We start from the raw sequence: 23,477 nt of genomic DNA, 5'->3' as shown, positions 1-23,477 counted from the left end.
GAACACGCCGGCGTCGTACCGACCCCTGCCATTTGTCATAGCGCGATCGCGCACCGGGAACCGTAATATGCTCGGTGTGGGCAGGCGCGATTCCGACGGATTCTCCATGTGGCAGTGGCCGGACTGGAGCTTTTGGGAGGACCGCCGTGGCGGGAAGGTCAACCGGGCCCGGGTCGCCGCGCTCGTCGTCAACGGCACCGCCGTGCTCTTCCTGTTCTTTCACGGTATGGCGATCGCCGATGGCGACAACGGTGCGCTGCGCACCGGTGTCGCACTCGGCCTGCTCGGCGGTTACGGCCTCAGCTGCGTGCTCGCCCTGTGGTACGGACCGGTGTCACCGCCGCGGACGCGGATTGCTTTCGTGGCGGTGCTGTTCACGCTCGGTTCGGCGCCGACGTTCGTACTGGGCGCACCGCACGACCTGACCGACCTGACCTACGCCATCGCGATCGGGCTCACGCTGCTGCCGCTGCGCTACTCGTTGCTGCTCGGCCCTGCCACGGTGCTCGGTCAGATCGGCTGGAGCCTGCTCGGCGACGGCACCGTGCACTGGGCTGCGGTGCTCACCCTCGTCCTCGTCACGGTCTTCCTCGGTAGCATCCTCGCGCTGAACTTCACGATCGGCCACCTGAGAGTGGCCCGTGAGCAGGTCAAACGGATGGCCGTGACCGAGGAACGCGAGCGGGTCGCCAGAGACCTGCACGACATCCTCGGGCACAGCCTCTCGACGATGACCGTCAAACTGGGGCTGGCGCGGCGGATACTGGAGTCCGCCGACGACATCGGCCCCGCGGTCAGTGAGATCCGCGAACTCGAAGGCCTTTCGCGGCAAGCACTTTCCGACGTCCGGGCGACTGTTTCAGGCTATCGCACGGTGACGCTGGCCACCGAGATCGCCGGCGCCAGGATCGCCCTGCGCGCCGCCGGCGTGCGGGCCGAGCTGCCCACCGTGGCCGACGACGTGCCGTCCGAACTGCAACCGGTGTTCGGCTACGTGGTCCGAGAGGCGGTCACCAACGTGCTGCGGCATTCCGACGCGCAGAGCTGCACCATCCGGCTCGGGCACGACTGGGTGGAGATCAGCGACAACGGCACCGACGTTCCCGAGACGACGGCCGGGCACGGCCTGACCGGCCTCGCCGAACGGCTCGCCGCCGTCTCCGGCACCGTCGAGCACGGCCGGTGCCCAGGCGGCGGTTTCCGGGTGCTGGCTCGCGGACCGGCATCGCCGGCCGAGGCAGGCCCGCGGTGATCCGCGTCCTGCTCGCCGACGACCAGGCCCTCATCCGCGGTGCGCTGGCCTCGATGCTGCGCCTCGAATCCGACCTGGAGGTGGTCGCCGAACTCGGCTCCGGCACCGAGGTGCTGGCGGCCGCCCGGCGGACCACGCCCGACATCGCACTGCTGGACGTGCAGATGCCCGGCCGGGACGGACTGGCCGTCACCGCCGAACTCCACCACGCGCTGCCCGCCTGCCGCGTGATCATCTGCACCACCTTCAGCAGGCCCGGCTACCTTTCCCGGGCGATGTCCGCGGGCGCCGCCGGGTTCGTGGTCAAGGACTCCCCACCCGAACAGCTGGTCAACGCGATCCGCCGAGTCCACACCGGACTGCGCTTCGTCGATCCCGCGCTGGCGGCCGAATCGCTCGTACAGGGCGCCAGCCCGCTGACCGACCGGGAAGCCGACGTTCTGCGCACCACGGCCGACGGCGGCACCGTCGCGGACATCGCCAGTACGCTGGGCCTGTCCGAGGGCACCGTACGCAACCACCTGTCCTCGGCGATCGGCAAAACCCAGGCCCGCACCCGCGCCGAAGCCGCCCGGCTCGCGGATGCCAAGGGCTGGCTTTGAGGATCGTGGCCGCGGTCAGTCGAGTTTCCGGAGCAGGCCGGCGAGTTCGGCCGGTTTGGTGATCATGCAGTCGTGGCCGGTCGGCAGTTCCCACACGCGCGCCGGACTTCCGTTGGGCTGCACGGGCGGGACCGGCCGTACCGGCAACGCGTCGGTCAACGCGTTGGCCGTGCAGTGGATGTGCGTCCGGGGGATCGTCGCCAGGGCCGGATTGTCCATCCGGACCGGTTGCCGGAACGTGCGCACCGGCGCCCGGCTCGCCGAGGTAGTCGCGCACGCCGTCGACGTCCCAGTCCGCCCAGCGCAGCAGCCGCGGCATCCCATCCGGCGACATCTCACCGACCGCACGAACCGGCCCCGATCCGCTCATGCACCCGAGACAGCTGGCCCATCACCAGATCGACCACCACCAAGATGATCTACCACAACACCGCCAACTGTCGTTGCAGTACTGGCCGCCACTATGCAGGACGCGTCGTTCCTCGCTCCGCCAGTTCTCGCCGCGAACAGGCCGGCACTCTACGTGATCGTATCGATTACCTGAGGTGTTCACCCGGCCTTCGGCACCGACGCGGTCTCGCCCGTTAGTCCGCCTCGACCGTCGGGGTGGTGAGGACGAGGTCCCGGATGTCGGTGCCACCCAGGTCCGCGGTGATCGCGGAGGCGGTGTGCAGCAGCGCGTCCTCCATCGCGGGCGCCTTCGCCGGCAGCGACGACGTGGTGCCCACCAGCGCCACCGTGGCCGCCACGTCGTGCTCGTCGAAGACTGCCGCTGCCAGCACCACACCGTCTATCGGTGGGACCGGGGTCCGGCTCAGCCCTCGCGAGCGGCAGGGCGGCAGCAGGCCTTCGAGCTGCTTTCGCTCGTCGGCCGCCAGCCGGCCCAGGTACCGCTCGGCCCGGTCGGCGTTGCGCGACAGGGCCACGAACAACCGGGTCTGCGCCGAGTCCCAGCCGAGCAGCGAACCGATCCGGACGGTGATCAGGATCGGGTGGGTGCCGGTCTCCGAGACCAGCGACACCACCGGCCCGGACGCGCCCCACAGCGACAGCACCACGGTCAGCCCGGTACCGACCGAGAGGTCACCCATGTGCCGCGGGGCGACGTCGAGCACCCGCCGCTGGCCCTGCGCGACGGCACCGACCTGCAACAGCAGGCGTCCGGGCATGTATGTCGTCGCGTCGTCCGGTGCGCGCTCCAGGATTTCGTCCAGTACCAGGGAACTGAAGTAGCGGTGCACCGTCGTGCGGTTCAGGCCGATGGTGGCGGCGGCTTCGGCGACGGTGACCCGCGGGCTGGTCAGCGTGAACAGCCGCAGGATCTCCGCGACGCGGTGCACCGCCTGGATATCGCCGGTGCCGCCGTTCACCACTGGTCCGCTCCTCGTTTCGCTCCGCCGATCCGAACTATACCCAGCAAGGGTGCCCGGCTCAGACGGACAGCAGCCCGCCCGCGTTACCACCCGTCATCTGCTTGATGTCCTCGGGCGCGACTCCCCCGTCCACCAGCACGCGCACCATCCGGCGGTAGGCGGTGACGGGCAGCGGATTTCCCTTCTGCCCGAGGTCGGAGGAGAAGATCGTCTGGCCGGGCCCGGCCGCCCGGTAGAACTCGGCGATCTTCGCGAACGGGTCGGGCTTCGGCTCCCGGCCGGTCAGCATCGCCAGACAGTGCTCCACGAACACGCCTTGGCGGGCCCACCGCCCGATCCGCTCCGGCTCGGCGCCGAGGACGAACTCGGGGTGGCTGACCACGATCCGCGTCACGCCCGCTTCGAGCGCGCCCGGGATCAGCACGTCGATCTCCGCCGCGGGCAGGTGCCCGCAGTTCAGGATCGCCGATTCCGCGGCGATCACGTCGAGGATGTCCCGCGTGGCAGCGTTCAGCTTGCCGGACTCGTCGAGCACGCTGATCGGCTCGTTCGGCCGCAGCGGTACCCCGGCGACCGGGAACCCGCTGTGGTTGTGCGCGTGGAACTCCAGGTGGGCGATCGAGGAGATGGTCGGGAACCAGACGATCCGCCCGCCCATCCGCAGCGCCAGCTCGACGGCGTACGGGTTGAGCCCGCCGACCGTGCGGTTGAGCGCGACGCCGCCGTAGACCTTCACCCCGGTCTCGCGCAGCCCGGCCTGTTCGAGTGCCAGGATGTCGGTCTGCATGCTGTGGTGGTGCGATTTCGCCACCAGGGCCCGGAATCCGACCGTCGCCGCGTCCGTCGCCGCGTCCAAAATGGACATCCGGCGGGGGAACGGGCTCGGCCCGGGGTGGGTGTGCAGGTCCACCGCACCGCGCAGCAGCTCGTCGACCTCCGGGTCGGCCTGCTGCCGGTCGGCGTCCAGTTCCGGGTCCCACAGTTCACTGATCGTCTGTGTCACGAGGGGGTCCAATCTTTCGGTTGCGTGCGGTCGGCTACTTGACGGCCATGGCGTTGGGCGGGGAGCCGACCCCGCCCGCCAGGTTGAGCGGCTTGGCAGTGAGCAGGAATTCGTAGACCCCGTCGGCAGCACAGTCCTCGGCGAGCTCGTCGAGCTTCCACAGCTCGCCGATGATGAGTCCGAGCAGGGCGATCAGCGGACGGTGCATCATCCCGTTGTGGGAGGGCCCGCGCGGGGGTGGCGGCTCGTCCGGATCGACCCAGCCGGAGCCGGGGTCGACCGGGAACGACTCCAGGCCGCCGTTGTCCGCCGCCGCGATGGAGATCCGGTGGTCCCACAGCCAGGCGAGCATCTCCTCGGACTGGTGCAGTCCGGGACCACCGGTGCGGGCCGAGCGGCGCTGCGGGGTGGCGTGAATCCAGTGCTCGGCGAACCCGGTGTGCAGCAGCAGGATGTCGCCCGGACGCACTTCGACACCGAAGCGTGCGGCCATCGCGTCGAGGTCGGCCGGGGTGATGCCACGGGGCGCGTCCGGCTTCAGCGGCTCGCCGAGCTCGGCGAAGTGACGAACGGCGTCGAACAGGATGCCCCGGCCGACCAGTCCCTTCTCGGCGAGCAGCTGGATGCCCAGGGCCGGCATGCCGACCGCCACCTCGGCGTCCTCGACACCACCGTAGAAACCGTGCCGGGGATGGCGAATGTGCCGCAGTCCGTCCACTTGGGACGTCGACTGGAGGTAGAACGAGTCCAGCCAGTCGTCGCGGTGGTTGGAGTTGTTGGAGAAGATGTGGTGTTCGGTCGGTGGACGGGTCCCGGCGAGACTGGGCACGAACGTGTTCAGCGGGTAGTCCAGGTTGAACGCCCGGCCGCGGCGGACCAGCGCCGCGCCGTCGCGCGCCGTGGCCGGCGTCAGGAAGTTCAGCGTGCCGAGCTGGTCGTCGGGCCCGAAGAGGTACCAGGACGAGCCGGGCGGGGCGTCGGTGCGGCGGAGCAGTTCCTCATAGCGCGGGACTGTCGGTGCGCTGGGGTTCATCGGCCTTCCTCTCGTGCTGTGCCCGGAGCTGGCGCATCCACGGCCGCAGGAACGGCACGGCCACCACGTTGAGCACGAACAGCGCCAGATAGGCGAGCAGATAGTCGTGCGACAGCGCGAACAGCTGCCCCAGTACCAGCGGGCCGGCCGCGGAGCCCAGCGAGGTCCAGGTCTGGAACCGGGCGAACTTCCCGGCGAAGCCGTCGATCCCGAACAGGTCCACGACGACCTGCGAGCGGATCAGGATGGTGTTGCCGAGGCTCTGGCCGATCAGCGCGGCGCCGAGGAACAGCACCCAGCCGGCCGGCGCCAGCCCGACCAGTGCGACCCCGGCCGCCTGAGCGCTGAAACTGGTCATCGTCCACCGGCTCAGGCCGAGGCGCCGGATCCCGGCGCTGCCGAGCCACCGCGAGCCGACCGCCGTCGCGGTGGCGACCGAGACGGCCAGGCTGGCGCCCGTGAAGTTCCGGGAGAGCGCGGTCGCCACGATGTAGGAGGTCGCCCCCAGCTGCGAGGCACTGACCAGGCTGAACGCGAGGACGAGCGGCCAGTGCGCGGACAGCCGTCCCGCCGCCGTCGCCGGGACGGCCGGGGTGCCTGCCACGCCCGGCGACGCGGCGGCCCGCCTGCCGAGCAGCAGCGCCAGCCCGCTGATCACCAGGAATCCCGTCGCCACCACCAGGAACGATCGGCCCGTGGCCGCCTGCGCGGTGAGCAGCAGGGCCAGCAGCGGGGAGACCAGGATGCCGCCCGCCGACGAACCGGAGGTCGCCAGCGCCATCCCGGAGGTCGGCCTGCCGTCGAAGACCCGGACCAGCACCGTGGTCCCCACGACGACGAGCCCGCCGTTGAAGATCGCGCCCAGTACCGCGAACGAGCCGACGACGACCGGGCCCGAGGGGTGCACGGCCATCGCCGTGAGAGCCGCCGCGCCACCGAGTACCGCACCGGACATGACTGCGTTCGGGCGACGCTGGCCCACCGCGCTGAACGCGGGCCCGGACAGCGCACCCACCAGGAAGAACGCCGTGCTCGCCAGGGAAAGCTCGGCCGGCGCCACCGTGCCCGAGCGCAGGAATGCCGCGATGTAGATCGGGATGCCGTACACCGCCACCCCGCTGCCCGCGGTCTGCAGGACGAAGATGGCGACGGCGGTGCGCGTGGTCTTGCGGTCCGGCTGCATACCTGGCCTTCGGAGGAAGTGTCATGACGCGACCTTGCCGCCCACGGTGTTCAGGTCGGCCCCGCGGGTCTCCGGACCGGACATGGCGGCGAACAGGATGAGCACCCCGCCGAGCGCGGCCAGGATCCCCGCGGTGTAGGCGAAGGGCACGAGGTGGGAAAGCCACAGCTGGTAGTAGGAGAAGAACGCCGGGATGATGACGGCGGTGCTGTAGGCGACACCCCAGCCCGAGGACCGGACGGCCGTGGCGAAGCGCTCGTTGATGTAGGCGGGCAGCACGCCCAGCGCGCCGAGCGAGAACACGTTGGTCAGGGCGGCGAGCAGGGTGAGGCTGCCCCAGCCGTGCACGGATCCGTTGCCCAGCAAGGTGTAGGTGATCGGAGTCGCCACGATGGCGATCGTCGCGGCGAGATACAGCGCGCGTTTGCGGCCGATGCGATCGCTGAGCCAGCCGAAGAACAGGTAGGTGGCGATGCCGGGCCACGCGTTGATCAGCTGGGTGTGCGCCAGGTCGGAAGCCGTGTAACCCTTGTTGGCCAGCAACAACTGGGGCATGACGCTGCCGAGCATGTTCACCGCGAAGAAGACGCCGGTCATGATGATGTAGGACTGGACGAACGCACGTCCGGAAGCCCCCTTGAGCATCGCCCGCAGCGGGGACTTGGCCCTGGTCGTCTCCTTCCACGTATCGGAGTCCTCGACCCGGCGCCGCAGGAACCAGGCCACGAACGCGGCCAGCACGGCGCCGATCAGGAACGGGATCCGCCAGCCCCACTGGACGTACGGCGAGTGCAGCCCTGCGTTCGGGGAGAACAGCAGCACCAGCGAGGTGAGCACGGCGACGACGAACGGGCCCCCGCTGGCCGAGCACTGGATCAGCGCACCGGTGAACCCGCGGCGGCCGGGCGTGGCGTATTCCATGGCCATCGGCGTGGCGGCGGTGTACTCGCCGCCGAGGAAGATGCCCTCCACCAACCGCAGCCCGATCAGCAGTGCGCTGGCGAGCCCGGCGCCGACCTGCTCGGCGCCCGGCAGCACGGCGATCAGCAAGGAGATCGCACCGAAGCCGTAGATGGTGATGGAGCCGACCCTGCGCCGGCCGATCCGGTCGGCGAAGTGGCCGAACAGCAGCGCGCCGACCGGCCTGCCGAGCAGGGTCGCGGCGAAGGTCATGCCGACGAACACCGACAGCTGCGCGGTGGACAGGTCGGCCTGGAAGTAGGCCATCGCGGGCAGCAGCGAGGTCGACGCCACGTAGATGGAATAGGAGTCGATGGCGAAGCCGGCCCAGGCGCTGGTGATCGCCCGGCGTCTGCGCACCCGGAAGACGGGATCGAGCGAAGTGGCCGGGACTTCGCCGGTGGTGGAGGACATGGACGTTCCCTTCGACACTGAAGGTCAGACACAGCAGGGGGTCAATCGCGTGGTGCCGGGTATTCGTCTGCGTTGAGCACCCAACCGGGCTGGGCGGAGAAATCGTGGCGGGGACCGGAGAAGATGTCGATCAGGTGGTTGACGCCGGACCCGATGGCCTGGGAGGTGTGCACCGTCGGCGGCGGGATGACGGTCGCCGACGGGCTGCCGACGCGGGCGTGGTCCTCGGGCCGCCACTGGTCGGCGTCGGTGCCCCACGGCGTCTGGATGTGGTGCACGTACGTGCCGGCGACGATCAGGCTGCACTGCTCGAAATCGTCGTGGAAGTGCGGGGACAGCTTGTGCGGGTTGCGCGGCCCGTTGTTCGGCCGGATGAAGTTGACCATGAACGCACGGGTGCGGAAGATGCGGCCGAAGCGTTTCGGGTCGTCGGGCACGTCGGCCATCCGGTAGGTGCGCCAGCGGTACCCGCCGACCGGCTCTGGCCAGGGTTGCAGCGGTGCGACGTGGGGATGCGGCTGGGCGTAACTGCCCGCATTGGACGCACGGGCGGCCCAGTCGAGCTCGTCGGACTGGATCAGCTGGGTGATCTGGCCGCTGCCGGTGCTGACGAGCTCGCTGGCGCCGGGCGGGACGACCACGAGGGCGGGCCCGTTCACGGTGTGTGCGTCGGCCGAATCCGGCGAAGAGCCGCGGATGCCGCTGCTCTCGTCGATCACCAGCACGACCTGCTCGGAAGCCAGCTCGCCCGAGAAGATCAGGTCGCCGGGCACGGGTTCGGTGTGGATGAGCACGAAGTTCTGGCCCCGTACGATCCACTGCCTGCTGCCACCCGGCGTGACCACGTCGGGTGCGGTGATGGAGAAGTCGAGGAACTCCGGCGCGGCGGCCGGCCCGGTGGCGCGCGGGGCCGGGGCGCTGGTCGTGGTCAGCGCCGACCGGAGGTCGTCCTTGGCGTAGGTCATCGGATCTCCTTCGCGTGCGGGTCTCGCTCGAACCTCAGCTGTAGCTCTCCGTCCTCGTCCAGTCCGTGGACGAACCGGACGGGCAGGCCGATCCACGGAGTCCCCTCGATGTCCACATGGGACAGCACACGGGGGCCCTCGGTCAGCTGGACGTAGGCGATCACGAACGGATCCGCTCCGGCGTACTTTCCCTGACCGCGCCGGTTGACCGTGTAGGAGTACACGGTGCCGGTGCCGGAAAGTGCTTCCCAGCCGAGGTTTTCCGACATGCAGTGCGGGCAGCGGGCCCGGGGGTACCAGATCAGCGCCGCACAGCCGGTGCAGCGCGGCAGGTCCAGCCTGCCCGCGGCCAGCCCTTCCTGAAAGCGGGTGAGTACCGGGTCTTCGACGCTCATGCGTCCTCCGTTCCGAGCAGCATGGTCGCCGCGGCGGTGCGGAAGCCGAGGCTGCCGCCGTGCGCCTGGACCAGCCCGATCCGGCAGCCCGGCACCTGGACCTCCGGCGCGGCCTCGCCGCGGAGCTGGCGGACCGCCTCGATCGTGCGGACCATGCCGCCGCGGAAGTCCGGGTGGTTGTTGCACAGGCCACCGCCGTCGGTGTTGAACGGCAGCAATCCGTCCGGCCCGCGCAGTGTGCCGTCGGTGACGAACGCCCCGCCCTTGCCCTTCTCGCAGAAGCCGAGGTCCTCCAGGCTCATCAGCACGGTGATGGTGAACGAGTCGTAGCAGGACAGGTAATCGACGTCACGCGGGGTCAGGCCCGCCTCGGCGAACGCGCGCGGGCCGGAGATCGCGGCACCGGTGTAGGTCAGGTCGATCCCGCCGGCCGCGCTGTGCTTGATGGTCTCCCCATGGCCGAGGATCTTGACCGTGCGGCCGGGCAGCGTGCGGGCGACGTCCTCGGCGACGATCACCAGCGCACCGCCGCCGTCGGTGGTGACGCAGCAGTCCAGCCGGTGCAGCGGGTCGGAGATCAGCGGCGAGCCGACCACGTCGGCGATCGTGACGGGCTTGCGCAGCACCGCGTTCGGGTTGTACTGCGCGTGGTGCGCGGCCGCGACCTTGACCTCCGCGAGCTGCTCGGAGGTGGTGCCGTACTCGTACATGTGCCGCTGCGCCGCCAATGCGTACCCGGCCGGGACGGTGACGCCGTAGTGCGACTCGTAAGGATGCTCCGGACCGCGCTCGGCGCCGCCCGAGCGGCCCGCCGACAACGGCAGCCCGGCCATCGCGACCAGCGCCACCCGGCACTTGCCCGCCGCCACCGCCGCCACTGCGTGCCCGGCGTGCATCACGTAGGACGCGCCGCCGCCTTCGGTCACGTCCACATAGGACAGATCGGTCAGCCCGAGGTAGTCGGCCATCCCGATCGAGCCGAGGCCGGGGACTTCGGCGCAGAAGAAACCGTCCACATCGGCCAGTCCCAGCCCGGCGTCGGCGAGTGCGCCGTAGGCGACCTCGGCGACCACCTGGGGCACGGTCTTGCCGGGGATCTTGCGCTGCGGATGTTCGAAGGCCCCGGCTATCCGCGCGGACACCTGTCTGGTCATTCGAGTTCTCCTCGGGTCCACAGATCGACGGTGAAAGTGGCTTCGGTCAGCGTGGCGAGCTGGTCCGGGGTGACGGCGGGGGCGCATTCGCGCAGGGTCAGCACCCCGCCGGCGAACTCGAACACAGCCAGGTCCGTGTAGACGCGGTCGACCACCTCGGCCCCGGTGAGCGGGAACGTGCAGTGCTTGCGCAGCTTGGCGTTTCCCTGCTTGTCGAGGTGCGTCATCATGACCCAGAGTCGGCGCGCGCCCACGGCCAGATCCATCGCGCCGCCCACCCCCGGATTGCCGCCGGGGACCAGCCAGTTCGCCAGATCGCCGTTCTCGGCGACCTGCAGCGCGCCGAGCACGCACAGGTCCAGCCGGCCGCCCCTGGCGATGGCGAAGGACAGGGACGAATCGAACGCCGCCGCTCCCTCGAGCAGGGTGACGGGGTTCTTGCCGGCGTCGGTGATGTCCGGGTCCGGCTCGCCTTCGGGCGGCGGGCCGACGCCGAGCAGTCCGTGTTCGCAGTGGTAGATGATTTCCTTGCCGGGCGTGGCCTGTGCCGGCAACTGCAGCGGTGCGCCGATGCCGACGTTCACGCACCAGCCGTCGCGCAGGTCGTCGGCCACGCGCCGGGCGAGCTGCGCCCGGCTCAGCCCGGCGGGCGGCAGGACAGTGGTCACCTCGCAACCTCCGGTTCGGTCGCCACCAGGTGGTCGACGAACACACCCGGCAGGTGGATGTCGTCGGGCGGCAGGGATCCGGCGCGCTCGAGCAGGTCGGCCTGCACGACGGTCGTCCCCGCGGCCATCGCGGCCAGCGGGTTGAAGTTGCGGGCGCCGAGCCGGAACCGGAGGTTGCCGTACCGGTCCGCCCGGTGGGCTTTGACCAACGCGAAATCGGGCCGCAGCGGGGATTCGAGCACGTAGGTACGGCCGTCGATGACCCGTTTCTCCTTCGTCGGCAGGGTTTGGGCCGGCGCACCGGAGGCGTCGTGGCGCATCACGAACCCACCGTCGGCGAGGATGGTGCCGGCCGCGGTGGGGGTGTAGAAGCCGCCGATGCCCGAACCCCCCGCCCGCAGCCGCTCGGCGAGCGTGCCCTGCGGCACCAGCTCGATCTCGACCTCGCCGTCGAAGTACCGCCGGAAGAAGGCCGGGTTCACCGGGAAGGAGCAGGAAAACCGGGCGACCCGGTTCTCGGCGAGCAGCCGTCCGATGCCGCGCTCACCGGACAGGCCCTGGCCGCCGTTGTTGGCGATGATGTGCAACTGCCGCACGTCCCGCTCGCAGAGTGCGTCGATCAGGTCGACCGGCACCCCGGTCTGGCCGAACCCGCCGATCGCAATCGAAGCTCCACTGTGGACGTCCGTGAGCGCGGCCACCGCGCCGGAGCGCACCTTGTCGATCACGGCACGCTCACCGGCCGGGCACCGGCCTGCCGCGCTTGGGCCAGCGCGCGGCGCGCGGCACCGGAGATCATGCCGGTGTCGTTGCCGACCAGGATGAACCGGCAGCCCTGCTCGGCCCGCAACCGGATCTGGTCCTCGCCTGCCACCACGGTGCCGACCGGAACACCGGCGCGGACCGCGGCTTCGATCGCCCCGGTGACGGCATCGTGCACGGCGGGCGAACCACCGGGCACGCCCATGCTGAGCGACAGGTCGCCAGGCCCGATGAACACGGCGTCGAGCCCCGGCGCGGCCAGGATGCCCTCGATGTCCTCGACCGCCCCCTGCTCCTCGATCATCGCGATGCGGGCGACGTCTTCCTGGCCGGCGCGCACGTACTCGGCCACACCGCCTTCGAGGGCGCCCCACTGTGCGGCGCGTGCCGCGTAGCCCATCCCGCGGCTGCCCTCGGGCGGGAACAGGAACTGCCGCATGACCGTCTTCGCCTGCGTGGCATCGGAAACGTGCGGTACGAGGATGCCTGCCGCGCCCGCGTCGAGGTAACGCTGGGCGTCGCCGTAGCCGTGGTCGGTGATCCGGACCAGCGGGGCCACGCCCATCCGGGAGTACACGACGATCAGCGAGTAGACGTCGCGGACCGAAAGCAGGGCGTGTTCGGTGTCGATCACGACGAAGTCGAAGCCCGCACCACCGATGATCTCGGCGATCTCCAACGCGGGGATCTTGACGAACGTCCCGATCACGGGCGGGCCTGGGGACCTCAGCAACTTCTGGAACATACGCGCTCTCCGGTGGTGAGTTCGAAGCCGAGCGAGTTCGTTATACGAACAGCCTGTTCGCGATATGTAGCATCGCACGCATGTGCCGGCCAGGCAAGAGGCAACCGCAAAGACGGGAACGGCCGGCCGCGAACCGGGCAGCCTGAACTCAGAGAGCTCTTTTCCTGTGGTGGCACGGGATTGCGAGCGACAGGCGACGCGAGCCAGTCCCGGCGCTAACCACAGATCCCGGGAACCTGCCGGAACCGCTGATCACCACGCAGTGCGCCGCAAGGCGGCACCGGGGTCCACCGCATGGTGGAGCCGCCGTCGACGACCAGGACGCGCTTCCGTGCCGTCAGAAGCGAGGAAAGCGACGGCGTGAGCTGCGTCGTCCGGCTTCATTGCTTGGGTGGCGACAACCGCTTCGATCTGACCAGCATCGTTGACACTTCGCGCGATCGGCATGTCGGTGAGACCCGGCGGCACCGCGGTCACGGCGATTCCGCCGGTGCCCAGGTCCACGACCAGCGTGCGGACGACGCCCAGCATCGCGCCCTTACTCCCGACGTAAGGCAGGAACTCGCCACCGGGCGGGGACCACAGCGTGTCGGAAGCGACGAACACGATGCGGCCGAACCGCCGTACCGCCATCCCCGGCGCGAATGCCTTCGCAGTAATAACGAGGCCTCCACATTGACCGCGTGAACGGCCCGCCGGCGCAGTGGACCAGGACATCGACCCGGCCGTATCGATCCAGGACCTCGGCCGCGGCACGCCTGGACTCGGACGCCAGGTCCGCGGCGACGTCGCCCGCGGCCCGGAGCCGACGGCGAGGGAGAGCCGGAACGGTCCAGCCACGACACCTGCCGGGGTTCACCGGTCGCGTGCGGGAGTGCCTGTGCTGGTCACGAGAAGCCCTCCAGAAATAGCTCGCCCGCAGCACGTATTCATCCGGCAAGAAATGCCGGCGCGAACACGCGGTCCGGAAAAACGAAAACGGATTCAGTTGGGAAAGGGCAGTCCGGCCTATCCGGTGCCCAGCGCTTGGGCCTCGGCGACCCGGAAGGACGCCGCGGCGCTGGTGGTCATGTCCGGGAAGGCGCCCGAGGCCCCGGCACCAGCCCAGGTGATCCGCCACGACACCGTCGCCGTGGCCAGGAACCGCTCGCCCGGGGATCGTTGGTAGGTGTGGCCGCAATCGGGCGAGGCCGCCTGCGGATCACCATGAACGGGGAATGGGGTGCCGGGCCCGATGCAGGTCACGGTGCTGCCATCACCCATCGCCCAAGCCGCTGAGACCGGGTCGCGGTAGCGGTCACCGATATCGCCGACACGGACGCCGTCGCCGACTGCGGCTGCCACACCGCGCGGTCCAGCCACAGCCAGGTCGGCAGCCCCACCAGCTGCGTCCCCGCCGGACTCGACACGATCACCGGACTCGGCAACCGAAGCTGCGACCGCACCTGCTCCGCCAACTCCTCCAGCGAGGGCAACGGCGCCGCACCCGGCGCCCTGCCCTGGAGGGCGATCACGCGAGGCCAGGAGGGTACGTCCAGCTCACGACCAACAACTGGCAACGCAGCGGCGGTGCCACCGTCGCCAAGCTGGTGCCCGGCACGCCAGCACACAGGCCCACACGCCGATACCCCCGACCGACACGGCCAGCGGCCAGCGGCCAGCGGCCAGCGGCCAGCGGCCAGCGGCCAGACCATGCTCGCTCGGCGCGATACTCACCGCCACCCCGAAATCGCCCAGCCGGCGAGCCGGAGCCCACACCGACCCCACCATCCACAGATCCGTAGTACCGCCGACGATGAAGGCCCCCTGGTACGGCCACCGTCCCGCCCTTCCGAGGCCGAACAGCAGCAAGACCGGAAACCCAGTCAACGAGCCAACCAGCACACCAAGCCCGCAATCCCCCGCCATCTCCACATCCAGGCGCGAACACAACCTCTGCAACCATGACCCCACCCTGAACCCCCACACGACCCCAACGAACCCCCACAGCACGCACAAACCAGTGCTGCTTCTGTGCCACACCCACACATCCCAGGACACCCAGCAACGATTATCACTACCGACACCCCGAACACGCCCCCACCCCGACACCTCACCCGACCACCACGCACCAAGCAAGAACCCAGCCGGTAAGCTGCACACGAGGGCCGCTAGCTCAGCTGGTAGAGCAGAGGACTTTTAATCCTCGGGTCCAGGGTTCGAGCCCCTGGCGGCCCACTCACTTTAGCGGGTTGACCTGCGGGAACGTTGGATTTGATGATCATCGGAGAAGTCCGCGGGTCACGTGTGTCCAGCAGCGTGACCGGGTTGAGATCTCCGCGTCCGAGCCGTGACAAATCGACCGCGGCCCGGACGATTTCCCAGCGCCACCCGGCGCCGTGCCACTAGGCCTGTTTTTGCAGGTAGACAGCCTGATGACAATAGGTCGCGGCAATCGGCAGCACGTGGCCAATTGCCGCGGCCGACCGCTGGCACGCCGTGACGTTATGTGCCCTGAGGTGTGTCCGAACCGGCACTGCGCGTAGAGCCAGTGAGCACGGCTTGAGCAACCGAGCCCAATCGGAGACACCGATACGACGGTATTTCAGCGTTTTCGCTGGTCAAACCGGCAGTCAACTAGTGATTCCCGGTTTTTCCCGCGGATTTGTGATCCGTTGCCGACCCTCGGCGCTGGTTGTGTGGCGGGCACGGGACGTCCCGGCTAGACGCCGGCAGCAGCGGACCTGGCGACTGGCCCGGCCGAGCCGGTTGGGTTTCGTGGCGAACAAGAAGCTTCCGATCCGTTCGGCCGTACCGTGCCTCCGGCTGGGATAGACCGAGACGTAGTAGTCGGCCGTGAAAGACAGTGAGGCGTGCCCGAGCATCTCCTGGATGTCCTTGAGGTCGTTGCCCGCAGCCAAGGCCAGCGACGCAGCGCCGTGCCGGAGGTCATGCAGCCGGATCGGCGGAAGACTCGTGCATCCATAAAGTAACTCTTTGAACTCGTGCGAGAACAAACTCAGCCCACGAGGCCCCCCGTCCGGAGCGCTGAACAAGTAGCGGTTCCCGTCCTCGGCGGAGGGAACGTCACCACGGACAGCGATGTAGCGCCTGAGCAAACCGACGGTAACGTGGTCGAGCGCCAACGTCCGAGCACTGGTCGGACTCTTGAGCTCGCCGTCGTCGTTCGCCTGCCGACCTGGTCGCGGCGCCACAAACACCTCGCTGCCACGAAGATCCACATCGGTCTCGCGTAACGCCGCCGCCTCAGCACGACGCAAACCCGTCACCGCAATCAAGTGGTAATAGAGATAGCGCTTCTCCCCAGCAATGGCACGCAGAAACTCAACAGTTTGCTCCCGGGTCCACACGCACACCGGCCCAGGCGTATGGCCAGTCTCACGCCAATGCGCCACGCGCGCATCAGTCCACACCAGAGGCCGCGGCTTGCGCGCCTTCGGAAGCTCGATCTCCCTTCCTCTGGCCGGATTGTGCGCAATAACCTGCTTTCGGACGGCGGTGGTCAATGCTGAACTCAGCGTCGAACGGATGCGGGCCACCGATGCCGGAGCAAGCCGCCTGCCGCCAATCCCTGCCTCACCGGCTATCGCGGTGAAGGCTGTTTGGACGTCGGCAATACTCAGCGCCGCCACCGGCACATCCCCCAGCCGCGGCTTCAAATAGCCCACCACATGCCCTCGGTAAGCACGCACTGTACTCGGCCGCAGTCGACTGCCCGCAAGCCAACGATCCAGCCATTGACCGGTCGTCAACCCGATTCCCTTCGCCGCCGCCAACGTGCGATTCCGCGCCTCACCCGCCGCTTCCTCGGTCGCATACCCGCCACGACGCACCCGCGAACGCGCACCGTCATCCGTGACGGGCCCCTCAGCCGTGAACCACCACGATCCGTGCCCTTGCTCATCCAGGCGAGGACACTCCGCTCCCCACTGCTTCCCGGTTTCCGGCACCCACACCTCTTGAATACTCCACGCGTCGACATGCTCGTCCTCGATTCCCGACCACTCCACTCGATCGTCTATGCCAGCGACTGGACACCCGTGGAGCCCGACCACGCAACCCCGGCCAGGCCCTACCGAGATGCCGACGCCATGGCCAACCGTCGCGGGTGAGGGGCCGTCCAACGCCTGTGCGGCGGTACCTCTGCCGGCTCTCGGCCGGGCAGACTCCAGATCCAGAGAACAAGATCAACGCTTTCGGGCACTGGGCGGCGCGGAGGGTGCAACGCGGCGACGGAGAGAACCATCTTCGCCAGGTCCGGAACCGACGAGGGGAGACGCGGGTGTTCGGTGGTCGCAAACGGCAGGAAGAACTCGACGCGGCGCTGCGGGAAAACGCTGCGCTGCGCCTAGAACTGCAGCGTCTGGGCGCTCTCGACGCAGTCCAGCGGCAGCAGGAGATCACCGCGCTGACCCAGCAGCTGCAAACCGAGCAGGACCGCTACCGGCAGGAAACCGCGGCTATGACCAGCGACCTCGCCCGGTTCCAGACACAGCTGGCCGGGCTACGCGCCGAAGTGGTCGAGACCGACGACGCCCGGCTGCTACAGCAAGTCGGCATCTACCAATACCGGCACGTGCTCGCCGACGCCGAGGCATACAAGGCTGAGCTCGACCGGCTCAAGACCGTGGTGAAGGACATGACCAAGGCGAAGACCGCCGTCGAGTCCTCCGACACGTTCCAGTACAACAACTCCGTGGCCAAGGGCCGCAAGTTCGTCGGCGACCTGTCGAAGCTGATGCTGCGCGCCTACAACGCCGAAGCGGAGAATTGTGTCCGCGTGCTCAAAGCCGGCAACCTCCCATCGGCGATCAAACGCCTGGAGACCGCGGTCCGCACCATCGAGAAACTCGGTGCCATGGCCTCGATCCGGATCAGCCCCGCCTACCACCAGACCCGGCTCAGGGAGCTCGAACTGACCGCCGACTACCTGGCGAAAAAGCAACAAGAGAAGGAGGAAGAGCGTGAGCACCGCGCCGCGCTGCGCGAGGAAGCGAAAGCCCTGGCCGAGTATCGCCGTGAGCACGAGCGGCTGCTCAAGGAGCAAAATCACTACGTCAACGCCATCGCCGCCCTCCGCGACAGCGGCGATCTGCAGGGCATCGCCGACCTCGAGGCCAAGCTGGCCGACATCACAGCCGCCCTCGACGGCATCGAGCAGCGCGAGGCGAACATTCGCGCCGGCTACGTCTACGTGATCAGCAACATCGGCTCGTTCGGGCCTGGCGTCGTGAAGATCGGCATGACCCGCCGCCTCGAACCGATGGAGCGGGTACGCGAGCTCGGCTCCGCCTCCGTGCCGTTCCGCTTCGACGTGCATGCCTTGTTCTTCTCTTCCGACGCCGTCGGCATCGAGCACCAGCTGCACGCCCAGCTCGAGGACCGACGTCTCAACCGGGTCAACCGGCGCCGGGAGTACTTCCGCGCCACCCGGCAGAGGTCAAAACTCTGCTGGTCAACCTCACCGGCAATCTCCTGGACTACCGCGACGACCCCGAAGCCATGGAATACCGCCAGAGTCTCGGAGCAAGCGCCGCCCCTGCCGCGTGACACAGGCCTGCATTCCTGCAGCACCCGGATCGCCGCTGACGGCTCTGCTGATCTGGTGATGAACCAGCCACGCATTGGGACGTCTACTGGGCTGCACCGTCTGCCGGGAGCGCTATGGTCGAATACAGTGCTTACTCGCGGAGGGAGGTGCGGTCGTGGCCACGGCTGACCAGGTAAAAGCCATGCGGAAGGCGACGACACCCGCTTCTACTCGGTAGCTCTACAGGTCGCCGCCGGTGCGGCGCGGCAAGGACAGAACCGGTTCGCCCAGGATCTGCGAGACCTTGTCGACGCTCTGCGGATCCAGCAAGGCCGCAACGCGACGGCGGCGCGTCCGGTCCCGGTGGTCCAGCCGCGCGGCGAACTGGCGCAGTTGCTGACGGTCACCTACCCGCAGAACCTCCTCACTGACCTGGCGCTGGACGAGGGTGTCCGGCAACGCCTCGAACGCGTGCTGTTGGAGCAACGCCAAAGCGACCGCCTGAGGTCGCACGGGCTTCCAACGTCTGCGGCGATTGCTGCTCACCGGCCCACCGGGAACCGGAAAGACCATGTCGGCACATGTACTGGCCGACGAGCTGCGGCTTCCCCTTTTCATGATCCGGCTCGACGGGCTCATCACCAAGTTCATGGGAGAGACGGCCGCGAAGCTACGGCTGATTTTCGACGCGTTGTCGCAGACCCGCGGCGTCTACCTGTTCGACGAGGTCGACGCCCTCGCGGGTGACCGCGCCGCCGGCAACGACGTGGGCGAGATCCGACGGGTGCTGAACTCGTTCCTGCAGTTCCTTGCAGTCGACACCTCGGACAGCCTGCTGGTGGCCACGAGCAACCACCCGCAACTACTGGACCGAGCGATGTTCCGCCGGTTCGACGCCGTGAACGACTATCCGCTGCCCGCCGGCGAGGTCGTGCGCGACGTGATCCGGACCCGCTTGGCCAACGTCCCCACCGACCAGCTGAGCTGGTCGAAGGTCGACGCTGCTGCCGACGGCCTCAGCCACGGCGAGATCACCATCGCCGCGGATCTGGCGGCCAAGGAAGCGATCCTGACCGACGACGGACGTGTCACCACGACGAGCATTTGCGCGGCGCTGCAGGAGCGGCACCGGCACCTGCTCGGCTGACCCGCGGAAAATCATGCCCGAACCTCGCGATCGCCCGCACCTGTTCATCCCGGTCCCGGCGCAGGCCGCTGACTACTCACCGCCACCGCGTGCAATCAACGGCCCAGCCACACCCGTGCCGGCGGACCGGCGCCAACACGGCGAGCAGTTGTACGACGCCCTGCGCCAGGTCGATGCTGACGCCGAAGTGCGCCGGCGTCAGCGTGAGGTGCAGGTCGAGGGCGCGATCGACGGCGCCTACGTCAGCTTCGAGAGCTTCCCCGGGGGTGCAGCTCGCGCTGGAGAAACTCGATCCCCGACAAGGCACCCTCCATCCGGAGCTGCGTGCGGTGCAGGAGGTCGATCTCGGCGACGGCGTCACCGTGGAACGGGCCACCGTGTTCGTCCCGCAAGGCAAGCTCACCCACTTCCTGGACCGGATCACGCAATACGTCGAAACCGCGGATGCCGCGAAGCCCCGCAACCGGGATCTCGTGGATCGTGTCCGGGCCGCGCGGACGGCGTCGATCGCGGCGTTGTGGACCGATCCGCCGGCTGAGTTCCCGGCGCCAGGGCAGCTGTTCTGGTGGGAGGCATGGCTACGTCGCCGCGACGGGAACGAGGTGAGCCGGTTTCGTGCGTTCGCATCAGCCACCGAGCTGCGCACCGGTTCTCGAGCCGACCTGACCGGGGTCTGCTCGCTCTTTCACCGTAACCGATCACTCACAGCCAAGTGAGCAAAACAGGTCAACGGACCTGTTCGGCCTGGCAATCCGGCTACGGTGGGACCGGGGGTCCGGCGCCCACCCTCCCCCTAATGAGAGCCGACTCGCTCCTCTGTCCCGGTTCCATCCCGAATCCGAGTCTTCAAACGCTAGCCAACCTGCCCATCCCCGACTGAATGCGCTCTTCCGAGCAGAACTAGCTGGTGACCGGACTGTGCGGCGGTGACGGGCTGGCGCCGATGCGGCCTTAAGGCGCGGCGAGAGCGACTCGGTTGCGTCCGGCGGTCTTGCCGGCATAGAGGGCGGCATCGGCGGCGCGGAGCAGTCCTTCGATGCTGTGTTCGGGGATATCGAGGTATACGGCGCCGCCGATGGTGGCGGTGAGGGGCACAGGTTGGTCGCTGGGGTCCCTGAGGTGCAAGGCGTGGATCCGGGTGCGGATGCGTTCGGCGATGTCGCGGGCTTCGGCTTCATCGACCCCGGGCAGCAGCACGGCGAACTCTTCGCCGCCGTAGTGGCCGGCGCTGTCGCCTCGCCGTACTAGGTGGTGAGCACTTTCGCGACTTTGAGCAGGGCTTCGTCGCCGACGAGGTGACCGTGGGTGTCGTTGATGGTCTTGAACCAGTCGAGATCGATCATCAGGATCGCGACCCGCGCGTGTTCCGCGCGGACGCGGGCGAGTTCCGCTTTGGCTTGCTCTTGCCAGGCGACGGCGTGCAATAGGCCGGTGCGGTGATCGATCCGAGCGTCCGGGCGCAGCTGGTCGAGCAGAACACACTGGCGCAGGGCCAGCATCGGGATGATCATGAGGAAGGCGGTCGGTGGCCACCACAGCAGCGCGAGGGCGACGAACACGCACCGGCGCGCCGCGTGGCCTCGAGCAGACTGTCCGACTGGCTGCCCAAGAATTCGCGGACGTGCTTGATGGCCGTGATGCAGTGGATGATCGCGACGGCATCACCGCACCCTGCGCCGCCGAGAACGGTGCCTCCGCCAGCTGCACCAGCACCACCGCCGGCAGCGGCAACGGCGCCATCGGCACCGCGATCACTGTGACCAGCCCCTCCCGGACAGATCGCACACCACCATCACCCGCCGCCACGGGAACCGGTCAGCCACGACAGCAACGCACCCGACAACATTGACAACGCGCGACCGGCAGATCCACCTGATCCTCCTGCCCGCACCGCTTGACGACCCCCGTCCCGCCTCCACACCCCGGGCGAGCAGACCCCCAGCCCCGCCGACGCCGACCTCGTCCACGCCGACACAGCTCTTCCCCCAGTTCCAGCACGCACAAGGGACTTGAGGCAGGTCGAGAGTCTTTGTGACGCCAGACTTGCCATGATCGCTCTGGCAAGCGGTCAGCGGTCCTCCGCGCCGGGCGGGGCAACATGTTTCGCCAGCCAGAAAAGCACGGGTTCCAACTCCCGGCACGCGAGCCATACCCGGTTCAACGCCTCAGCGGAATGCAACCAGTCGTCACAGCCGAGTTCCCTGACCGCCAGCAACGACCGGTGGCGCAGGAGCTCTGCCCGCGGGTGGTCAGCCGAGAAGCCCTGGGGGACTCGCTTGAGTTTTTCGCCGGTGATCTCGTAGCCGCCGTCCACCAGTTCCCCGACACCGTTCGCGAGAACGGAGCCAGACGCTTCGTCTGCCACAGAGGCCCGGTAGCGCTCCACCTGTCCCGGGGTCGCATACCACCAGGCTCCCTGCAGGCGTAGACCATCGAGGTCGAAGCGCAGCCCGATCTCCACGTTCTTGGCGAGGCGCACGACCGCGCACTGATGTTGCCACCACCATGGCGTACTGCGAAAACCCGAGACCGAGTGATCCTCGAACAATTCGGAGCGGAAGGCGAGCGCGTCCATGAGCGCGACCATCGGCTGCCGGACCAACCGCTCACGGTCCTTCCGCAGCGACTCTCGCGCCGCCGTCGAAGGATCGCCTTCGAGCCGCAGGAGCACGTCGAAGGCCGCCTCCGGCCATCCGAAAAAGTCACGGTGCATACGAGTCAGTATCCCCGACCACGTCGCGCTCCGCAGCCGCGGGCCACCGCTGGAGCGTCGCTGAAAACCGTTCCACAGTTGCACACTGGTTCACCACGCTTGAGCCCTGTTAGCTTGTGGTAAACCGGTGACCGAAGGGCGCTACTATCGTGACTCAGACGACGGCTCGAATAGACCGCAATCGACCACTGGACCTTCTCGATCGGGAAGACGAAGAAACCAGGCGCCGGACCACCGAATCGGCGAAAATGCTCGACCGCGCTACGTAATCACTTTCCGGAGGAGCCTCCTCATCTTATCAGTTTCGCGCCCCGTGGCCCATATATCTCGATCGCGGGAAAGGCCCGAAGGCCTGGGATGTCGATGGCAACGCCCTGTGGGACTTCCACAACGGATTCGGCTCGATGATCCAGGGGCATGCGCACCCGGTGATCGGTGCTGCGATACGGGAGCGTTACGAGAAGGGGACCCATTTCGCGGCGCCTACCGAGGATTCTGTCGTCGTGGCCGAGGAACTCAAACGCCGGTGGCAGATCCCGCAGTGGCGGTACACTAACTCCGGCTCCGAAGCGACGATGGATGCGATCAGGATCGCTCGCGCCTACACTGGCCGGGAACCGGTCATGAAGATCTTCGGCTCCTACCACGGTCATCATGATTCGGTGATGGTCTCTATCGCGGGGGAATACGAAGAAATCGGCGAGCCCGACGCTCTCGTTTCGGTTCCCTACGGCGCCGGCATTCCCCGGAGTACCGTCGATCTTACCTTCGCCGTGCCGTACAACGACGCTCGATCGATGGAACACAGGATCGAAAAGCCGACCAAGGAGGGGAGCAAGCCAGCCTGCGTGATCATGGAGGCCTCCCCCATGAACATGCGGCTAATCCTCCCCGAGCCTGGCTATCTCGAAGCGGTACGGGAAATCACCGAACGCCACGGCGTCATCCTGATCTTCGACGAAGTGAAGACCGGCCTCACCTTGGCGGCCGGTGGCGCCGTGGAACGGTTCGGGGTTCGGCCGGACATGGTGACCCTGGCGAAGACACTGGGTGGCGGTTTCCCGCTCGGCGCGGTCGGCGGCAGCGAAGACGTCATGTCCGTGGTGAAGGACGGGAGCGTCTATCAGGTCGGGACGTACAACGGAAATCCACTCGGCATGGCCGCGGCGCGGTCCAGCCTGACGGACGTGCTGACCCCCGACGCGTACCGGCATGTCGAACGGCTCAACGACCGCCTAATCGGAGCCTGCAACAAGGTCCTCGACGAGTTCGGCTTGCCGGGGTATTCGTTGGGGCTGGGAGCGAAGGGCTGCGTCACTTTCGCCGCGGAGAAGGTGACCGACTACCGCAGCTTCCAAGCCAACCGGGACACCGACCTGAGCCGGCTGTTCTGGCTGTACTGCTTCAACCGCGGGGTCTTCACGGCACCGAACCGCGACCAGGAGTGGACCCTTTCGGTGACGCACACCGAGCAAGCCGTGGACGCGTACGCGAGCGCTCTGCACGACCTTGCGGCAGACCTCGCGCCGGCCTGATCCAGGCAGGTTCGGCGGATGCGGAAGCTGCCCCAGGGAAGGA

At 68.3% G+C, this 23,477-nt stretch carries 23 protein-coding genes, 1 tRNA gene and 1 pseudogene; 7 read left to right on the top strand and 18 right to left on the bottom strand.

Translation table 11 applies throughout. The features are described from left to right. The first annotated feature begins 76 nt into the window (after nucleotides 1–76). Nucleotides 77–1,252: a sensor histidine kinase gene (locus ABD793_RS19490; protein ID WP_344861900.1), complete on the top strand. Its 1,176-nt coding sequence runs from the start codon at nucleotides 77–79 to the stop codon at nucleotides 1,250–1,252. Further along, nucleotides 1,249–1,854, top strand: coding sequence for a response regulator (locus ABD793_RS19485; RefSeq protein WP_344861898.1), 606 nt, complete (start codon nucleotides 1,249–1,251; stop codon nucleotides 1,852–1,854). The genes ABD793_RS19490 and ABD793_RS19485 overlap by 4 nt, the downstream gene beginning before the upstream one ends. A gap of 15 nt (nucleotides 1,855–1,869) precedes the next feature. On the opposite strand, the gene ABD793_RS19480 is transcribed toward ABD793_RS19485, so the two are convergent. From ABD793_RS19480 to ABD793_RS19410, 14 genes are all read right to left on the bottom strand, one after another. Beyond that, on the bottom strand, nucleotides 1,870–2,073 hold the full coding sequence (locus tag ABD793_RS19480) for a hypothetical protein (protein WP_344861896.1): 204 nt from the start codon (nucleotides 2,071–2,073) through the stop codon (nucleotides 1,870–1,872). Nucleotides 2,074–2,438: 365 nt separating this feature from the next. Then, nucleotides 2,439–3,224, bottom strand: a complete 786-nt coding sequence (locus ABD793_RS19470) for an IclR family transcriptional regulator (protein WP_344861894.1) — start codon at nucleotides 3,222–3,224, stop codon at nucleotides 2,439–2,441. Nucleotides 3,225–3,285: 61 nt separating this feature from the next. Next, a complete protein-coding gene (locus tag ABD793_RS19465) occupies nucleotides 3,286–4,230 on the bottom strand; it encodes a DUF6282 family protein (RefSeq protein WP_344861892.1) in 945 nt (314 codons plus the stop codon). Nucleotides 4,231–4,264: 34 nt separating this feature from the next. Then, nucleotides 4,265–5,263, bottom strand: coding sequence for a cyclase family protein (locus tag ABD793_RS19460; protein WP_344861890.1), 999 nt, complete (start codon nucleotides 5,261–5,263; stop codon nucleotides 4,265–4,267). After that, nucleotides 5,229–6,446, bottom strand: coding sequence for an MFS transporter (locus tag ABD793_RS19455; protein ID WP_344861888.1), 1,218 nt, complete (start codon nucleotides 6,444–6,446; stop codon nucleotides 5,229–5,231). Before ABD793_RS19455 ends, ABD793_RS19460 begins: the two co-directional genes overlap by 35 nt. A gap of 21 nt (nucleotides 6,447–6,467) precedes the next feature. Then, complete coding sequence (locus ABD793_RS19450) at nucleotides 6,468–7,820, bottom strand: MFS transporter (protein WP_344861886.1); 1,353 nt, start codon at nucleotides 7,818–7,820, stop codon at nucleotides 6,468–6,470. A 41-nt stretch (nucleotides 7,821–7,861) separates the two neighbouring features. Continuing rightward, a complete protein-coding gene (locus ABD793_RS19445) occupies nucleotides 7,862–8,785 on the bottom strand; it encodes a cupin domain-containing protein (RefSeq protein WP_344861884.1) in 924 nt (307 codons plus the stop codon). Then, complete coding sequence (locus tag ABD793_RS19440) at nucleotides 8,782–9,180, bottom strand: Zn-ribbon domain-containing OB-fold protein (RefSeq protein WP_344861882.1); 399 nt, start codon at nucleotides 9,178–9,180, stop codon at nucleotides 8,782–8,784. The genes ABD793_RS19445 and ABD793_RS19440 overlap by 4 nt, the downstream gene beginning before the upstream one ends. After that, the gene (locus tag ABD793_RS19435; protein WP_344861880.1) at nucleotides 9,177–10,334 is read right to left on the bottom strand and encodes a thiolase domain-containing protein; all 1,158 of its coding nucleotides are present in this window, start codon (nucleotides 10,332–10,334) and stop codon (nucleotides 9,177–9,179) included. The genes ABD793_RS19440 and ABD793_RS19435 overlap by 4 nt, the downstream gene beginning before the upstream one ends. After that, complete coding sequence (locus ABD793_RS19430) at nucleotides 10,331–11,002, bottom strand: 3-oxoacid CoA-transferase subunit B (protein WP_344861878.1); 672 nt, start codon at nucleotides 11,000–11,002, stop codon at nucleotides 10,331–10,333. The genes ABD793_RS19435 and ABD793_RS19430 overlap by 4 nt, the downstream gene beginning before the upstream one ends. After that, nucleotides 10,999–11,730 carry a CoA transferase subunit A gene (locus tag ABD793_RS19425; protein WP_344861876.1) on the bottom strand — a complete coding sequence of 244 codons (732 nt, stop codon included), beginning with the start codon at nucleotides 11,728–11,730 and terminating at the stop codon, nucleotides 10,999–11,001. The genes ABD793_RS19430 and ABD793_RS19425 overlap by 4 nt, the downstream gene beginning before the upstream one ends. Further along, a complete protein-coding gene (locus ABD793_RS19420) occupies nucleotides 11,727–12,473 on the bottom strand; it encodes an HpcH/HpaI aldolase family protein (RefSeq protein WP_344861874.1) in 747 nt (248 codons plus the stop codon). The genes ABD793_RS19425 and ABD793_RS19420 overlap by 4 nt, the downstream gene beginning before the upstream one ends. A gap of 288 nt (nucleotides 12,474–12,761) precedes the next feature. Further along, entirely contained in the window at nucleotides 12,762–13,226 is a 465-nt protein-coding gene (locus tag ABD793_RS19415; RefSeq protein ID WP_344861872.1) for an SDR family oxidoreductase, read from the bottom strand. 291 nt (nucleotides 13,227–13,517) lie between these two features. Beyond that, the gene (locus tag ABD793_RS19410) at nucleotides 13,518–13,853 is read right to left on the bottom strand and encodes a hypothetical protein (protein ID WP_344861871.1); all 336 of its coding nucleotides are present in this window, start codon (nucleotides 13,851–13,853) and stop codon (nucleotides 13,518–13,520) included. Between the two features lie 800 nt (nucleotides 13,854–14,653). Between ABD793_RS19410 and ABD793_RS19405 the strand changes: the two genes are divergently transcribed. Continuing rightward, a tRNA-Lys gene (locus tag ABD793_RS19405) sits at nucleotides 14,654–14,726 on the top strand. A 395-nt stretch (nucleotides 14,727–15,121) separates the two neighbouring features. Here the strand turns inward: ABD793_RS19405 and ABD793_RS19400 are convergent. Further along, nucleotides 15,122–16,177, bottom strand: a complete 1,056-nt coding sequence (locus ABD793_RS19400) for a tyrosine-type recombinase/integrase (RefSeq protein WP_344861868.1) — start codon at nucleotides 16,175–16,177, stop codon at nucleotides 15,122–15,124. Nucleotides 16,178–16,791: 614 nt separating this feature from the next. Here ABD793_RS19400 and ABD793_RS19395 point away from each other — a divergent pair. Continuing rightward, complete coding sequence (locus tag ABD793_RS19395; protein WP_344861866.1) at nucleotides 16,792–18,228, top strand: SNIPE associated domain-containing protein; 1,437 nt, start codon at nucleotides 16,792–16,794, stop codon at nucleotides 18,226–18,228. Between the two features lie 51 nt (nucleotides 18,229–18,279). Here the strand turns inward: ABD793_RS19395 and ABD793_RS19390 are convergent, their stop codons facing one another. Next, entirely contained in the window at nucleotides 18,280–18,612 is a 333-nt protein-coding gene (locus tag ABD793_RS19390) for a hypothetical protein (protein WP_344861864.1), read from the bottom strand. Here ABD793_RS19390 and ABD793_RS19385 point away from each other — a divergent pair. Beyond that, a complete protein-coding gene (locus tag ABD793_RS19385; protein ID WP_344861862.1) occupies nucleotides 18,611–19,186 on the top strand; it encodes an AAA family ATPase in 576 nt (191 codons plus the stop codon). The two genes, ABD793_RS19390 and ABD793_RS19385, sit on opposite strands and share 2 nt — an antisense overlap. A 266-nt stretch (nucleotides 19,187–19,452) precedes the next feature. Continuing rightward, nucleotides 19,453–19,902: a hypothetical protein gene (locus ABD793_RS19380; RefSeq protein WP_344861860.1), complete on the top strand. Its 450-nt coding sequence runs from the start codon at nucleotides 19,453–19,455 to the stop codon at nucleotides 19,900–19,902. Between the two features lie 235 nt (nucleotides 19,903–20,137). Here ABD793_RS19380 and ABD793_RS19375 read toward each other — a convergent pair. Both ABD793_RS19375 and ABD793_RS19370 read right to left on the bottom strand, forming a co-directional pair. After that, nucleotides 20,138–20,668 (bottom strand): annotated as a pseudogene (locus tag ABD793_RS19375) (GGDEF domain-containing protein); the annotation flags it as partial. Nucleotides 20,669–21,254: 586 nt separating this feature from the next. Continuing rightward, a complete protein-coding gene (locus ABD793_RS19370) occupies nucleotides 21,255–21,899 on the bottom strand; it encodes a DUF2461 family protein (RefSeq protein WP_344861858.1) in 645 nt (214 codons plus the stop codon). A 320-nt stretch (nucleotides 21,900–22,219) separates the two neighbouring features. Between ABD793_RS19370 and ABD793_RS19365 the strand changes: the two genes are divergently transcribed. Further along, entirely contained in the window at nucleotides 22,220–23,434 is a 1,215-nt protein-coding gene (locus ABD793_RS19365; protein WP_344862476.1) for an aspartate aminotransferase family protein, read from the top strand. The last annotated feature ends 43 nt before the right edge of the window (nucleotides 23,435–23,477 follow it).

The sequence above is a fragment of the Amycolatopsis ultiminotia genome, assembly GCF_039536925.1.
Taxonomy (GTDB): domain Bacteria; phylum Actinomycetota; class Actinomycetes; order Mycobacteriales; family Pseudonocardiaceae; genus Amycolatopsis; species Amycolatopsis ultiminotia.
Note: the sequence above shows the minus strand (reverse complement) of the source record. Positions and strands in the feature narration are given on the sequence as shown.

Bases quoted from the DNA above. Each gene is read 5' to 3' on its own strand.
- ABD793_RS19480 (WP_344861896.1), bottom strand. From the start codon at position 2,073: ATGGACAATCCGGCCCTGGCGACGATCCCCCGGACGCACATCCACTGC.
- ABD793_RS19460 (WP_344861890.1), bottom strand. From the start codon at position 5,263: ATGAACCCCAGCGCACCGACAGTCCCGCGCTATGAGGAACTGCTCCGC.
- ABD793_RS19455 (WP_344861888.1), bottom strand. From the start codon at position 6,446: ATGCAGCCGGACCGCAAGACCACGCGCACCGCCGTCGCCATCTTCGTC.
- ABD793_RS19450 (WP_344861886.1), bottom strand. From the start codon at position 7,820: ATGTCCTCCACCACCGGCGAAGTCCCGGCCACTTCGCTCGATCCCGTC.
- ABD793_RS19445 (WP_344861884.1), bottom strand. From the start codon at position 8,785: ATGACCTACGCCAAGGACGACCTCCGGTCGGCGCTGACCACGACCAGC.
- ABD793_RS19440 (WP_344861882.1), bottom strand. From the start codon at position 9,180: ATGAGCGTCGAAGACCCGGTACTCACCCGCTTTCAGGAAGGGCTGGCC.
- ABD793_RS19435 (WP_344861880.1), bottom strand. From the start codon at position 10,334: ATGACCAGACAGGTGTCCGCGCGGATAGCCGGGGCCTTCGAACATCCG.
- ABD793_RS19415 (WP_344861872.1), bottom strand. From the start codon at position 13,226: ATGTCCTGGTCCACTGCGCCGGCGGGCCGTTCACGCGGTCAATGTGGA.
- ABD793_RS19385 (WP_344861862.1), top strand. From the start codon at position 18,611: ATGTCGGCACATGTACTGGCCGACGAGCTGCGGCTTCCCCTTTTCATG.
- ABD793_RS19390 (WP_344861864.1), bottom strand. From the start codon at position 18,612: ATGGTCTTTCCGGTTCCCGGTGGGCCGGTGAGCAGCAATCGCCGCAGA.
- ABD793_RS19370 (WP_344861858.1), bottom strand. From the start codon at position 21,899: ATGCACCGTGACTTTTTCGGATGGCCGGAGGCGGCCTTCGACGTGCTC.